Source organism: Desulfoscipio sp. XC116 (genome assembly GCF_039851975.1).
Lineage (GTDB): Bacteria > Bacillota > Desulfotomaculia > Desulfotomaculales > Desulfallaceae > Sporotomaculum.
The window spans coordinates 3,735,338-3,749,585 of record NZ_CP156660.1; the positions used below are offsets into that span (position 1 = coordinate 3,735,338).

General features: G+C 47.2%; 9 protein-coding genes. All 9 read right to left on the minus strand.

Annotation, left to right across the window (positions count from 1 at the left end; genetic code table 11):
- Window positions 1-4: 4 nt before the first annotated feature.
- The 9 genes from ABDB91_RS17615 to ABDB91_RS17655 all read right to left on the minus strand — a co-directional run bounded on the left by ABDB91_RS17615 (window position 5) and on the right by ABDB91_RS17655 (window position 14,205).
- Window positions 5-4,363 (minus strand): hypothetical protein, encoded by a 4,359-nt coding sequence (locus tag ABDB91_RS17615; RefSeq protein WP_347488986.1) that lies wholly within the window; start codon window positions 4,361-4,363, stop codon window positions 5-7.
- An 80-nt stretch (window positions 4,364-4,443) separates the two neighbouring features.
- Window positions 4,444-5,178, minus strand: coding sequence for a DUF6063 family protein (locus ABDB91_RS17620; RefSeq protein WP_347488988.1), 735 nt, complete (start codon window positions 5,176-5,178; stop codon window positions 4,444-4,446).
- A gap of 5 nt (window positions 5,179-5,183) precedes the next feature.
- Window positions 5,184-6,680, minus strand: a complete 1,497-nt coding sequence (locus ABDB91_RS17625) for a replicative DNA helicase (RefSeq protein WP_347488990.1) — start codon at window positions 6,678-6,680, stop codon at window positions 5,184-5,186.
- Window positions 6,665-7,684, minus strand: a complete 1,020-nt coding sequence (locus tag ABDB91_RS17630) for a Wadjet anti-phage system protein JetD domain-containing protein (RefSeq protein ID WP_347488991.1) — start codon at window positions 7,682-7,684, stop codon at window positions 6,665-6,667. The genes ABDB91_RS17625 and ABDB91_RS17630 overlap by 16 nt, the downstream gene beginning before the upstream one ends.
- A 141-nt stretch (window positions 7,685-7,825) precedes the next feature.
- Window positions 7,826-8,803: an alpha-ketoacid dehydrogenase subunit beta gene (locus ABDB91_RS17635; RefSeq protein WP_347488992.1), complete on the minus strand. Its 978-nt coding sequence runs from the start codon at window positions 8,801-8,803 to the stop codon at window positions 7,826-7,828.
- Between the two features lie 21 nt (window positions 8,804-8,824).
- The gene (locus ABDB91_RS17640; protein ID WP_347488993.1) at window positions 8,825-9,781 is read right to left on the minus strand and encodes a thiamine pyrophosphate-dependent dehydrogenase E1 component subunit alpha; all 957 of its coding nucleotides are present in this window, start codon (window positions 9,779-9,781) and stop codon (window positions 8,825-8,827) included.
- 285 nt (window positions 9,782-10,066) lie between these two features.
- The gene (locus ABDB91_RS17645) at window positions 10,067-10,606 is read right to left on the minus strand and encodes a cob(I)yrinic acid a,c-diamide adenosyltransferase (RefSeq protein ID WP_347488995.1); all 540 of its coding nucleotides are present in this window, start codon (window positions 10,604-10,606) and stop codon (window positions 10,067-10,069) included.
- 189 nt (window positions 10,607-10,795) lie between these two features.
- A complete protein-coding gene (locus ABDB91_RS17650; protein WP_347488996.1) occupies window positions 10,796-11,653 on the minus strand; it encodes a hypothetical protein in 858 nt (285 codons plus the stop codon).
- A 347-nt stretch (window positions 11,654-12,000) separates the two neighbouring features.
- On the minus strand, window positions 12,001-14,205 hold the full coding sequence (locus ABDB91_RS17655; protein WP_347488998.1) for an Ig-like domain-containing protein: 2,205 nt from the start codon (window positions 14,203-14,205) through the stop codon (window positions 12,001-12,003).
- Between the last annotated feature and the right edge of the window lie 43 nt (window positions 14,206-14,248).

Sequence of the window (14,248 nt, forward strand, 5' to 3'; positions counted from 1 at the left end):
TTCACTAAAACAAGGATAACTGTTTATATTCACCCAATCTATCCAGCACCTCGGGATCATGATCTTTAAAATAAGCTTTTTTTAATTCTTTCTCTTTAGTCATAATTAATTTATCGCTGCCTTCCGCCCGGCGCAGGCGGCAGCTGTACACCACGGGAAAATAATTGCGAATAAAACTGCCGTCGGTATGAGCGGTCAGCGCTATTATTTGAAAGCCCAGCTGTTCGGCAACAAAGAATACCGGCTCCAGCACATGATCGCTTGAAGCTTTACCGAACGGGTTGTCTACAATAACGCTGCTGAAGCGTTTAACGTTCTGATTTATGTGCTGCCGCTTTTCCGCCAGGTAATTCAAAATACCTAAAAACAAAGTCATATACTTACTCCATTTTTCTCCCCCGCTCCAGCGATTGGATTCCTCCCAGGAGTAAAGCCCTCCGCTTACTTTCCCGTCATTGCTTACCTTGCGGCATTTGACTTTAATTGTTTCATTTTTCATAACCGCCCGCAGCAGTTGTTTTGATTGAAGCCATTTTTCAATGGCTTTGCGCACTTTAGCCTCATCCTCATGGCCGGACTCATCTTTAAATCGGCCGTCCTCCAGTTCCCCCAACATCCAGTATATCTGTCTTCTCAGCTCTTCCTTGCCTTCCTCCTCCTGCCAGCCGGGAACACTGAAAATGTATATCTCCTTCCATTTGTCGTCAACCTTAACCCTGGTCTTTCTTGGTATCTGCTCCAACTCTTCTTTAATTCTCTTTAAGTGTCCATGCAGGTGGGCAATGAATTGCTCCAGCTCAACATTATGATTTCTTAAATCCTTTTCAATAATAACAATAATACTTTGGATTCGTTTTTGCATGCGCCCGTGCCACTCAAGCACCTGGGCATAAGTTTTATTATCTCTTAAACCGGTTTTCACATCTTCCCGCATACGGATATCTTTAACTTCCTGGTTGCAGTATTCTATCAATGTCTGGCGCTGCTCAGCTATTCTTTCCCGCATCTTGCTCACCTTTTGTTCGCCATCGCTCAACCGGCTGAAAAGGCTTTCCAGCATTTCCTCGCGCCGGTAAGCATAATTGGCCGTAATCTCTCCTTCCAGAACAGCAGCTTCAATATCTTCGGATAAGAATCCAAAATGCTGGTTTTTGCCCCAGAGCAGGTTATAAGCCTCTGATAATGCGGCAGCTTCCTTTTGTAAATTTGTTTGCTCAACATTTAATTCATTTTCCCGCTCCAGCAATTCCTTTTCTTCTTCCTGCAAGCTCTCCAGCACCATACTTAACGGATCATGAAAAAGGTCAATAGGATGGGGGTAAAAATCTCTTTTAAAATCACCCGTGCGGGATTCCAACACGGCTTTTTGGGCATTAAGATCTTTTTCCAGTCTGGTATGTTTATCCTTAACCGGCTTTATCCTTTTTCCAATTTCTTTTCTCTGGCCGGCCAGTTCTAAAAGTTCTTCGTTGCCATACAAGGGAAATTCAATGGCCAGATCAACATCATCCCGGGCGTTAGCTTGTTTGCGCTCCAACTCACGCTGCCGGTCGGCCAAATCCCGGCTGCATCTCCCTATATTATCCTGGATACTTTCCCTGCTGCTTTGTTCCTTGCGCAATTGAGCTTCAATGTTTCTTTTGCGCTCTTTTAGGGTAGTTAAGAGAGCCTGTGAAAAAATAGGCTCCAGGTTATGGATATGCTGAATATTTTTATATTCCTCGTCATTTTGCAATAACATCAGCTGATTTTTTATATTCCCGGTACCTGATTCAAATTCCTTAATGACCTTGAGCCGCAGCTGATAGTCATTGTTTAGTTTTTCTTGTTTTGTCCGGTTGCGCTGCTGTTCTTGCAGCCAACTATGCTTTTCTTTGCGGGCATCTTCCCAAACGGATTTTTGTTCCAGATAATCTCCGGCATATGCCAGCCTGCGCTCAACATCATTTTTGCTTCTCTCCGCGTCCCGCAGGCGCTTCTGATACAGCTCCCTTTCTTCATCTACTTGGACCAGCCGGCTTTCGGCCTGCCGCAATGCATTTTTAATTTTTTCTTGCCGCTCAACCAAAGTTATTTGCTGCTTCTTCAGCTCCTCGAAATGATCAAAGGGATATTGGCGGTAAAATTCAAGCATATTAGCCAGCAATATACTCCAGCTGTTATAAGCTGCTTCGCATTGCTCCCGCTGCTGTTTAATATCCTCCGCTTCACTTTGCAGCTTTTCTTTCCAGGCCGCAAATTTATCTTTATATACATTTTGCTTCCAGTCCCGCGGCTCAACAATCGTTAAATCCGTTTCCAGGCCATCTAAATAAGACCGCGCTTGTCTTGATGACAGAACAATTACCGGGTGGGTAAATCTTCTCCGCTGCAGTTCCAGCTTCTTAACCAGCTTTTCCGTGTCCTCTTCCGAAGTAATTAAGGCCATGGGCCAAAGCAAGAATGAATCGCCGGCCATAGCATCCCGGCGGGCGGCATAAGCCCGTTCAATAAATGTGGAACCCAGCTCCAAGTAAGGAAATTGGGATTGCCAGCCTTGAACAAGCTTTTCCAACAGCGGATCGGCGGTAAAGGTTTCACAGTCGTTATAGTCGTCGATAAACCGGTAGGCTAGGCGCTCTTTGTTCAATAAAGCTTGTTTTTCTTTATTTAAGTAAATTACCTTTTCTTCAATCTGAGCTTTTATGGAGGCTTCATCTGTATACAGAGAGTTATAACGGGCAAACTCAGGGTTTTGCAGCAAGAGCTGTTCTTTTAGTCGTTTTTCAGCGGTTTCAATACTTCGGATCGCCTGGCCGACCTTGGTTACCCTTTCTAAAACTTCGTCTTTTTCGCTACGAGTTTGTTTGATCAGCTGTCCTAAGTTATCCTTTTCACCGGCCAGCTCGTTTAACTTTTTATGAAAATCCCATTGATTTTTTTCAAGTTCTTCCGCTTTCTTTTCCAATTGCGGTATAACAGCTTCCACCTGTTCTTTGTCAGGGTTAATTAAAATCTGCCTTCTCAAATTGGTCATCTGCCTGACGGCGGAATTAATCCCCCCATCCAAAGCAGCTATCTTACCGGTAATTTCATTCTCTTGTTTATTAAGCTGTCTTAATTCTTTCTCCAGCTTGTCTTTAATCTCTTCATAATACGTCAATTGTTCCCGCCGGGCGTTTAACTCGGCTTCAATTTTTTGTTCATTCGCAACAAAGTAACCTTTTAACTCTTGCCGGACCCGGGTCAGTTCCTTTTCCAATTCAACTGCCCCGGGGCTTTGTTCCAACTGCCGCAGCTGCTTTTCCAACTCCGCCTTACGTTCTTCATAACCTTTAATTTTTTGTCTGATAAGCGCCATCTCCAGGGACTGGCAGCGCCGTTCAATTTCCGTTAATTTATTATCGTACTCCAGGTATTGCTCCCGAACAACCAAATAAGCAGCCTCAACCTGCCCGTATTCCTCTTCCAGCTTTCTAATTTCATATGACTTCCATTTCCGTTTGGACATCTCTTGATTTTCTTTTAATTCGGCGTATTTATCCTCCAGGTTTTGCCGCTGTCTTTCATTCTCTTCCTTATCGGTTAATGTCAGCTCATAAAAAGACTTCGCCTTTTGCATATCCCGCAGCCATTTTTGTTCTTCATGGTAAAGGCTGTCATATTGCTCAACATAACCGTTCACGCGCTCTTCAATACTCTTATTTTCCTCAAGTTGTTTTTGCAGCCGCTTATGTTCTCTAAAATGCGCACGCTGTTTATCAAAAAGCTCGGCAAAATCCTTTGCGCCATTGCCCGCCAGCGCTTCTTCAACAGTGGGAATCAATAGCTGATCAACCAGCTGGGTTGTGGTCTTGCACCCTTCGAAAAAGCCTTCCACTTCCCCTTCCGCCCCATTAATATCCACAATTTTTTTCCACTGGGAAGGGATAATTTTTAAATTATTTTCCATATATTGATGATAGGCTGAAATTGTTGGAAAGGTTTGAGCCAACATTGATTTTTTAGTCATTTCATGATAGTAATCCTGCATTTCCCCGAAGGCCGCCGGACGCTTGGCGCCGTTTTTTCCCGGGCGCACAAAGGGGAGATCCTCAATGGCATTGGAGTCGCCGGCCTCGTATTCATAAATATAGCGATAAGAATGAAGTTCATCGTTTTTCAAAAACAGGGTGACCGCCGTTAAGGCATAGCGCCGGGGATGTTCATTGATGATCCATTCAATAGCCACATGGGCACTTACACCATGCAGCAGCAAGGTGTCTTTTATCTTGCGTTCAGCCAGATCCTGATGCGGCAGTACCGCTTGAATTGCCGCCTGGATAAAAACTGTTTTACCGCCGCCATTCTCCAATAAAATTATGCCATTGTATCCGTCAAACAAAAAAATATCATCATTATACCTTTTTGCCCCACCTTCATAAATTATGTTTGTAAATCTAATCTTAGAGATTGCCGGCAACTTTAAGCTTCCCCTTTCTTTTCCTCAAGTTGGTACATGAACTCCAAAATACCACGGTTATATTCCATTTCCATGTAATAACGCTGAATAATAGTTTTGGCCTTTTCCGATAATTCAAGCTCATGATTACCAATATCCTGAATAAGTTCCTGAACCTCAAGAAATCGTTTTACACTGTCCAGAAAGCCCAGGCGGCTGTTTGTACGCTTATCCTGAGATTTAGCGGTTTCCTTTAAGTCGTCCAGCGCATCCCACTTTTCCAAAATGGCACACCAATTAAACTTATATTCCTTTTCCGCATCCTTCAGCATTTCCGGGTCATGCTCTTTTAACGCTTGCAGGCGTTCATCCAGCAGTTTCAGCCATTCACTCATGGAGATAAAATCTATTGTCGGTTCTACCGTTTGATAACTATTATAAAACGCTCCAAATAAAACAATGATTGACACATACATTAAATAAATGTCGTTGTTTGTAGAGCCGGCCTTTAAATAAGTCCGTTTTAACGTTTCATTCTTAATATGATGCGGAGAGCTTAAGGCCAGCGGCACGAAATAAAGATTATCCCCGGCTGATATAATCGCGCAGTCAACCTCCCGGGCAAACTGATCGACCAAACCCCTGACCTGATCATCACTAAAATACAGTCTGAGTTCATCTTCGCTTCCTTTACCCGCCATACTTAGCCTGGCAAATAAACGAAAAGCCTGCATAATTTGTTCTTGTTCATACAGCATAATTTTTACCGCCCCAGACAAAAAATAAAATTTTGAATCTCATAGCGCTCGTTGACGCTCACAATTTCCGGCAGTTCCTCAACGGTTATTTTCCGTGCCTTTGCACCAAATACTTGCTGTGCGCCGGCAAATGGGGCGACTTGCTCATCATGGCTGAATTTAGCTATGTTTAAAGGAGAATTTTGGTGCAGCAATAGCCAAAAATCATAAAACGATCTGTGATCCAGCATGTCAGCCCGCCCACATATTTTTAACTGCTCAACCATTTGCCGGAGCGTAAACTCAACCGGTTCCTTAAACAGTCGGTTAATTAACTCCATTATTTGGGTAAAGTTTTGCTTTTGTATTTTTTGTTCCAATAACCTCTGCTCCTCCGAAGAAATAGACAAAAATTCTCCGTCGTCATTTAAGGGGTCATCTCCCCCGATATACTGAGGCGCAAATACCGTTAACGGAGACCATCCCCGGTGTTGTTCCAGCGATAAGAAAGGCTCCACCAGCACACGGGCAGTCTTAACAGGCAGTGGAACAGTAATCAGCTTGGATACGATTTCCTGGTCAAAATTAAATGAATTCACGGCCACAAAATATAAAGACTCCCGGGCGGCCTTTAAAACAGTGGTATTTAATTCTATGGATTTTTTCAGCAGAAGACTGTGTTGGTGGTGAACTTCACCCAGCTCGCCGTCAATTTTTAAAATAAGCTCATAAGCTCTTTGATCCCGGCGGTCTGTCTTCTCATAACCCAGCCGGTCCCTGGTTTCATGCACGAAGGCCAGCAGCTCTTCGAACTCTTCATTCTCGCGCCTCAGCCGCTGATGCACATCTTGTATCGTTTGCTCATAACGCTGGTAAGACTCATCAGAGATAATATTGCGCTGAATTTCCTGCTTTACTTTTCTCATTCGTTCCTGCAGCTGTTCCACGTTCATGCGCATCTCTTCAATTTGTCTTAAGGCTCCCACAAACTCCCCTTTTTCCAGCTGCTTACGCAAAAGCAGCTGGTTAATGGATAATTGAAACTCGCTGAAAAATTCTTTAGTGGCAAAAACAAGCTCCAACCCATGCTCGTCCAAGACATAATATTGGCTGTACGTTTCCAGGTCATGTTTGGCGGCCTTTAAATAAGAGTACGAGGCTTGCTCCATTTGACGGGTTTCCCAATTATAAAAAATATGCGTGGATCTTTTCCCCAGAGGCGGCCGAAAAGTTTCAATAATTAAACGGGCTAAATTTTCATAACCGGACGCATCAAGCGTTATAACATCGCCTGCGAGACCGGCCAGATATCTGGCGAGTTCACGAACGCCGGCTTTTTTTCTCATTAACATATGTTCAAAGAAAAAAAGCAGGGTCAGCATGCCCAGGCCATAATAGTCAATGGGCTCGCCGCTTTTATCTTTGCCGGTTTTATTCTTAAGCTTATAAAGCGGTTCGAATAAGCCGATGCGATGCATACGCTCATGGTATCCCGATGTAATTCCTTTTAGCTGGCCGTCCATGTGCTATTTCTCCATATTTCCTGAAGTTCGTTCTTGTTTAACGCTTCCTGGGGATAATAGCGGCCTGCGGATAAGAGGCCGGTTATCATTTGCTGTTCCGCCCGGTTAAAATGGGCCGTAAACTGTTCCAATGCCTGGCGATCCAGGCGCTGGTTTTGTTTGCCCAATTCCGCCCGCTTGGTCAAAAGCGCCCGATAGAAGGTAACGGCAGGCTTAAGCTTGACTTTGTTATTTATAGACCACCAGATACGAATGCCCTCGGCATCCAAGTCACCAAAATAATAAATAATGTGCGCACATTCCGAAAGATTCAGCTGCTTTGGCAAATGGGCCAGATTGGCCACCGCTTTCCAGCCTTCCCCATAAACCAGTGAGGTAAACTGTGTTTTGCAAAGCATATCGGCTAAAGCATAATAGGTGGTTTTGTTTTCCACAACCAAATGCAGATGTAATGGTGCGGCAAACTTATCAGGTGCTACGGAAAACATGAGCGGATCAGGGGTTACTTCTATTTTTAACTGTTCCAGAACACCCAACCGCTCCAGAACTTTCATCCCCCCCGCCTCCAGCCATTTTTCATCGGCCACCAGCTCATAAGAACGCTGCGGCATGGAAGCAGGCAGCTGAGGAATACCGTTATTTTCTAAATAAGCATCAAGTTTTTTAATGTATACTAAATCCTTATGCCATTCTTTTTCATTTAGCTTGTAGTAGCGATCCAAACTCATTAACGGGTGGACTGTCAACTGCCACTGTTTGATTTCTTGCTGATGAGATCTTAAGGCATCTTTCTTGATGGCGTATTTATTGGCTAAGGAAGGCTTTTTATAATTTTCGCCCGCTGAATCTATCTTCTTTAATACTCCCTGTCCTTCCAGAGTGAGTATTGTTTCAGCAAATTGTTCATAAGTTGTTGAACCGGGGCAGGCTTGTTCAAGCTTACCCAAGGTAATAAATGAATTTTTATACGCCTTTAAATAACTGAGTATTTCTTGCCGGAGCATGTTCAACACCTTTCATTGAAAACATGGATGGAACACGGATACTGTTTTCATGTTCCTATGTACTAAATCTCTTATATTTTATCATATTAAAAAAAACAAAGGGAGCAATAGATTCGACCCTATTGCTCCCCTTTATGCTCCCTAAAAAATCTCCTTTATGGCCTCTATTAAACTATTTTCATTGGGCATATAAAAATCCTCCAAAGGTTTACTGAAAGGTACGGGTATATCCGGAGCGGTTACACGTTTCACCGGGGCCTTTAACGCATCAAAAGCTTTTTCCGCCGCCAGCGCGGCAATCTCACCGCCAAAGCCGCCGGTGCGAGTGGCCTCGTGCAGCACCACCAACCGGCCGGTTTTTCTCACCGACTCCAGTATAGCGGCTTCATCCAGGGGTACCAGAGTCCGCAAATCAACTATCTCCACGCTGATACCCTCCTGCTCCAGCTGTCCCGCAGCTTTAAAAGCCGCACCGAGCATTTTGGACCAGGTAACCACCGTCACATCCCTGCCGGGTTTTTTAACATCCGCCACTCCGATGGGTACTGTGTAATCGCCCTCGGGCACAGGACCGGGGACAAAGTTCAATATCATATCTTCGATAAAAATAACCGGGTTTTCATCTCGGATGGCCGATTTCAGCAAACCTTTGGCATCGGCCGGTGTGCCGGGCATGACCACTTTAAGACCCGGCGTATGGGCCACCCAGGCTTCCAGGTTATGCGAATGCTGACAGCCGGCGCCAATGCCCGCCCCGGTTTTAACCCGCACCACCAGGGGAAACTTACTCTTCCCACCGGATAAATAACGAAGCTTGGCTGCATGATTGACTATTTGGTCCGCGGCAATGGTAAAAAACGGATTAAACATAATTTCCACTACCGGCAGAAGTCCCATAACAGACGCGCCCACAGCCAGACCGGCTATGGCCGCCTCGGATACCGGAGTGTCTTTGACCCTGCGGGGGCCGAATTCCTCCAGCAGCCCGTGGGTAGCCATGCGCGGATCGCTGTGAATACTTATACCTACACCTTCTCCGGCTATGAAGACCCGCTCATCGCGGTTCATTTCTTCGCGCAGGGCCTGGTTTATCGCTTGCCCCAGAGTGAGTTCCTGCATTTTTCATACCTCCCCAATGTATTAAGCATAAACATCTTCCAGAGCTTCCGCCGGATCCGGCCACGGGCTGGCCTCGGCAAACTGCAGGGCTCGCTCTACAATTTGCTCTGTTTCACTTGCCAACTGCCGGTATTCTTGTTCTGTCAGCACTTCTTGTTGCATCAAGGAAGCCTTTAGTTTTTTAATGGGACACTGTTCTTTCCAACGAGCAATTTCATCCTGGGGCTGGTAAAGCTGCTCATCGCTGGTACCGTGACCGCCCCAGCGATAGGTTTTGCACTCAATTAAAACCGGCCCGGCGCCCGACAGGCAATCTTCCCGTGCCTTTTGCACAGCCTCATAAACCGCCAAGGCATCATTGCCGTCCACTATTTCCCCGCGCATGGCGTAAGCCCCCGCCCTGTCCACAATATCCTTAACCCTGGTATGTTCTTCCAATCGCTGGGCACCGGAATAGATATTGTTTTCACAAACGAAGATAACCGGCAGGTCCCATAACGAGGCCATATTTAAAGCTTCATGGAAGCTGCCCTCATCCGAAGCGCCATTGCCGAAGAAGCAAACTGTGACATAATTTTCCCGCTGGTACTGCGCGGCAAAGGCTGTGCCCACGGCAATGGGTATTCCCCCGCCCACTACAGTAGTGGTGCACAAAGCGTTAACTTCCGGCGCGGCGATGTGCAAGGTACCGCTTTTGCCCTTGTTGTAACCGGTACGCCGCCCCATTATTTCCGCCATAATCAAATCCGGCTCGGCGCCTTTGGCCAGCAAATGGCCGTGACTGCGGTGATTGCTGATAATCACATCCTCCGGCAAAAGAGCGGCCCCCGCCCCTGCGGCCACAGCCTCCTGACCCGTGCAAACAATCATCATACCGCCGAGCTTTTGAGGATCTCGGCTTAAGTCAACCAATTTTTCTTCAAAACGCCTGATTAAAAGCATCATCCGCAGAAGTTTCTTTTGTTCGTTGTTATCCATAGCAATCCCTCCCTTATCTTTACACACCGCCTTGTTTTCCGAAAAGAAATAGCTAACTTGCCCAAAAATAATTGTTATGACAATAATATAATTTAGATAAATACTTGTCAATATGATATCATCCGTATCCTTTCCGGACCCAATGAAAAAGTTAGTTTCAGTTAAAGCTGAACATCGGGACTTCAGATGGAAATTCTACCCCACCTGAAGTAAAATAGGAACTCCCACTTATGGAAGCGGGAGTCCTGGAAATTTGATAAAACGGCTTAAGCGGCAAATGTCCTCTTACCTTTCGATACCGTCCCTGGCAGGTACCCCCTTTTCGTAGTAGTGCTTGATCTCCTTCATTTCCGTCACCAGGTCCGCCGCTTCGATAACCTCACGCGGAGCGTATCGGCCGGTAAATATTACTTCCACGTTATCGAGCTTTGTTCTGATGATTTCCAGCATTTCTTCCGTTGTGATCAGATGAAAGTAATGAGCAGTATTGATCTCGTCAAATATAATTATATCGTATCGCCCGGAATTCATAGCCTGCCTGGCTTTTTCCAAACCTATCCCGGCCATTTTCACGTCTTCCTCCAGAGGAGGGTTCTGCACATGGATAAAAGTGTCTTTGCCGTACTGCTCAATGGTTATATAAGGTTTACACATTTCGGCCGATTTTAGTTCTGCGTAGTGCTGTCCCTTCATAAACTGGCCTATATAAGTTTTGAGCCCCCGACCCATGGCCCGAAAGGCCAGTCCCAAGGAAGCCGTGGTTTTGCCTTTGCAGTTTCCGGTATAGACCTGCACATACCCCTTTTGTAAGACAGATGATCCCAATGAAAAACCTCCCTGCTTTTACTCCGAATCCTTGACCTTACTTAAGTTACTTAGCCGGCAGAATTGACCGGATTATATATGCCCATGTATAGGCTTCTTCTCTGCCGGCGAATAAGTCCGCTGTTTTCTAATCTCCCGCAGATGCGCCGGACCACCTCATGTTTACTCTCGGAAAGCAACCCCCCCGGTCTAGTTCAGCTCTTTCCCAAGCTTCTTGATGGTTTTCATATCCAAGCCGGTAATTTCCGCCACCACTTCTTCCGGCAGCCCCTTCTTTAACGCGGCCCGGGCGGTTTCCAGCGCTTTTTTGGCTTCGCCTTCTTCTCTACCTTCTTCTTTGCCTTCTTTTCTACCTTCTTCCCTGATCCACTGTTCTATCTGGGTCATTTTCAACACCTCCAGAAGACGTCTTTTGTATGCTTCCGATAAATGTTTGTCAGTGATTACTATTATGCCGGACATGGCAAAAACTTTTTGCTTTTCGTCTTTCAGCCGCCGAGCCAATTCCAGGGTTTGAACCGCCTGATCTTCTATTTTTAACCTGCTTTTCATCAGGGGCAGAAATATCAGTTTCAGCAGTTCTTCGTCATCCAGCAGCGCTTCGGCGGTTATCCTTTGCCGCAGTGTTTGGTATTCCGCGTCGCCATCGTAGTCTTTCATGTATATGTTGGTTACCCGGTAGAGTATGGAGCCGCAGTCCAGGGTTTCGGGGGCCTGCTGTATGTCGCCCGAATAGATGACGGCGGTTCTGATAGTTCGTTCCTGCTTTTCCCGGCTGGTCAGCCTGGCATCATACAACAGGAAGCGCCTGATGTCTTCTTTGCTCACGGTGGTCTGGAATTCCAGGTGCAGCAGTGTTTGGTCCGCCAGCAGAAAGATGGTGTCGGTCCTGGTTTCCCTGGCTTCTATGGCGGGCAGCGCGGTGGGTGAAAGTCCTACTATCCTGGCTGTGTTGAGGCCAAAGAAGGTCAGGGTTTTGTCTTTGAGGCTTTCAGCCATGCATTTCATTAGCATGTCGTTGCTGTTGCGGGTTATTGCGGTGTCCATTTTTTCTCACCTGTTTTAATGTAATTATAGCTTATCCGGCGAAAGTTGAGAATAGCGAAATGTTTGCCGGACCGGCTGTGGATCTGCGTCTTGCCGATGAATTTATTCCAAGCCAGAAAAGGGTAACTTTTCCCGCATAGCGTCTGTATTATAACTGGAAGTACAGAACAGGGAGATCTCTTCATTTTTTATTACCATCTATTGTCTGTTGTACACCTGAAACACCGGGCACCCCCATGGTACCAACCGGTTCCGTTGTCGTTCCGTGGCTATCCGGCAATGCAATAGTTCCTCCGACTTGTCAACGACTAAGGTTACTGCAAATGTAAATAAGAAGTGGTATTCCTCTATTTCGTTGGAGAATCACCGTTCACTGCGATATAATAGATTAACGGCTCTTTGTCTCCATCCTGTACGATCAAACGAATAAGACCCTTGTCGGGCGCGACTGCAAAGTCGCGGGAAGCCGCGCGCAAATTGTTGATATAGACATTCGCTGCCGCGTCCGCCTCCACCGTCACATTGAACGCCCCTTTTACGTCAGCGGTGTATACGTAAACGCCATCCTCCAGCGGCAGAGCCGCGCCGGCCACCAATATCCTTGCAGGCGGTGCGCTTACGCCCACCTCGGTATCGCCCGCAGTCGCACGGGCCACCACATTCACTTCGGTGGACTTCTCCCCGATACCGCCCAGGCTGAGGGTCAGGGAAGCAGTCTGTACCTTGATATAGTGAATTTCATCAAGTTCCACCGGCATACCGGTTTCATCCACCGCCCAGTCAAGATCGAAGCAGTCCCCAGCCCCCTCGTAAATTTCTTTCAAATCGGCAGGTGCGATCAGCCCCTCTTTCTGCTTTGTAACGAAGAGATAGGGATTTTTCGCCCTGCAATCCACAGTAAGGATTTCACCCGTACCCCATGCCGTTTGACTGTTTGTATGCACATCCGCGTAACCGAAAGCGGGAAATCCGGCATGACCGCCGCTGCCGAAGGGGATCTGCACACCGGACACTGTGATGTTCTTTTCGCTATCCCCCGGCCAACCGTACAGGGGATAGTTTTTCGGACTGGGGTACATGCCGCCCAGGACCTTGCCGTCGATTACGTGGCTTCCGTCTTCCCCTCTGGTATAGGTTACCGGATGATCCCATTTAACACCGTCCTCATAATGCTCGGAGCCGGCCAGCGTATACCAGGTTTTACCGTCCTCCGAAATCAGAACATTCCCCGGCTCGGAAAAGCCCGCGCCGCCGTTGGAGTTGCCGTACACGATAAAGTCGATCCCATAGGAATTGGCGGGATCGTTCCGGATTGCCTCCTCATAATAATAATTGATATAACCGCCGAAGTTACCCAGACTGATAGGCGACCACCAGGCGCCCAGCCCGATCAGCGATTTCTCCGGATAGAGGCCGTAAACACCGGTCACCGGGTTGCCGCCGTCGCTGTACTGGGACCCGACGCACAAATAGTCCACCACCGCATCCGGCGAATCCACCAGCCGCCGCGCGCCGGTGAAGGCAATCGTCTGCTTGTTGCCGCGTTCATCCTCCAAAACCAGATAACGGGTCACGGTGACTTCATCGCCGAAATCTGCATCTCCAACAGTGAAACTATAAACACCGTTTTTTTTCGCAAGCGCACCGCCGATGATATTGGAATCAGCATCTTTTAGATAAACTTTGGACGTGACACGGCTTGCGCTAAAGCTGATCACAGCTTCATCGGCATCTTTATCCATAACAAACTGCTGGTAAAGATCTTTAACCGCAAAAGGTGTATAAAAGACGGCACCGCTGGCGGAGAGTGTTTCCAGTACAGGCAGATCCAACTGCCAGCAAATGGTCAGAGTCCGCGAACCGCCGCCTTCCTCGTCTTCTCCGGCAATCGATACCCCGCTGTACGCCCCGGTTTCATATTTCGCGTAATTCAACTCCGGCTTCATCTTGCTAAGAATAAAAAGCATGTTCAGTCCTTTCCTGGACAGACCGCTATTTTCATCCTCCACCGGCCTTGTGCCCTTGAAGGTCAGCGTATATTCACCGCTGTTTCCGGCATCCGGCTCAATTTTTACACCCGACATTGAATTAGTTACCCGGTCGGCAGGATCCAGCCGGAGCCGGATACTGTCCGCGCCCTCCGGCACAAGCAGCCATTTTTTAAAGCCTTTCCCCTGCGCCGACAGCGGTGTGCCGTCTTCCAGCGCAAGCGTAAAGGAAGGTGCCACGTTTAACACTCTGCGTACCGTTGCAAGCCCTTCCGCCGATGTCGCGTAGATATCCGTCCCGCCGGGAGCCACCGCCTCCAGGATAGCCTCCCGGCCGCCGTTGCCACTGACGATTTTGGCAACGGATTGATCTTCGATTGTCCAGACACAATCCACAGCTTCACCGTCCAGCGTGGCGGTCAAGCGGGTTGTTTCACCCACCAGCAAATCTGTCCCGCTGTCCGCATGAAAGTTTAGAGTTTTATCCGATTCGGCCCGGGACTGAACGGCCGGCATGGCTGCCAGTAAAAACAGCGAAAGAAGAAACGCAAGGACTTTTTTCATATTTTCGCCTCCTTGATTTCTGATCAGACGATGCCGGCCGCAC

Excerpts from the sequence above, each read along its gene's own strand:
- ABDB91_RS17620 (WP_347488988.1), bottom strand. The coding sequence starts at position 5,178 with ATGCTGTATGAACAAGAACAAATTATGCAGGCTTTTCGTTTATTTGCC.
- ABDB91_RS17625 (WP_347488990.1), bottom strand. The coding sequence starts at position 6,680 with ATGGACGGCCAGCTAAAAGGAATTACATCGGGATACCATGAGCGTATG.
- ABDB91_RS17630 (WP_347488991.1), bottom strand. The coding sequence starts at position 7,684 with ATGCTCCGGCAAGAAATACTCAGTTATTTAAAGGCGTATAAAAATTCA.
- ABDB91_RS17635 (WP_347488992.1), bottom strand. The coding sequence starts at position 8,803 with ATGCAGGAACTCACTCTGGGGCAAGCGATAAACCAGGCCCTGCGCGAA.
- ABDB91_RS17640 (WP_347488993.1), bottom strand. The coding sequence starts at position 9,781 with ATGGATAACAACGAACAAAAGAAACTTCTGCGGATGATGCTTTTAATC.
- ABDB91_RS17650 (WP_347488996.1), bottom strand. The coding sequence starts at position 11,653 with ATGGACACCGCAATAACCCGCAACAGCAACGACATGCTAATGAAATGC.
- ABDB91_RS17655 (WP_347488998.1), bottom strand. The coding sequence starts at position 14,205 with ATGAAAAAAGTCCTTGCGTTTCTTCTTTCGCTGTTTTTACTGGCAGCC.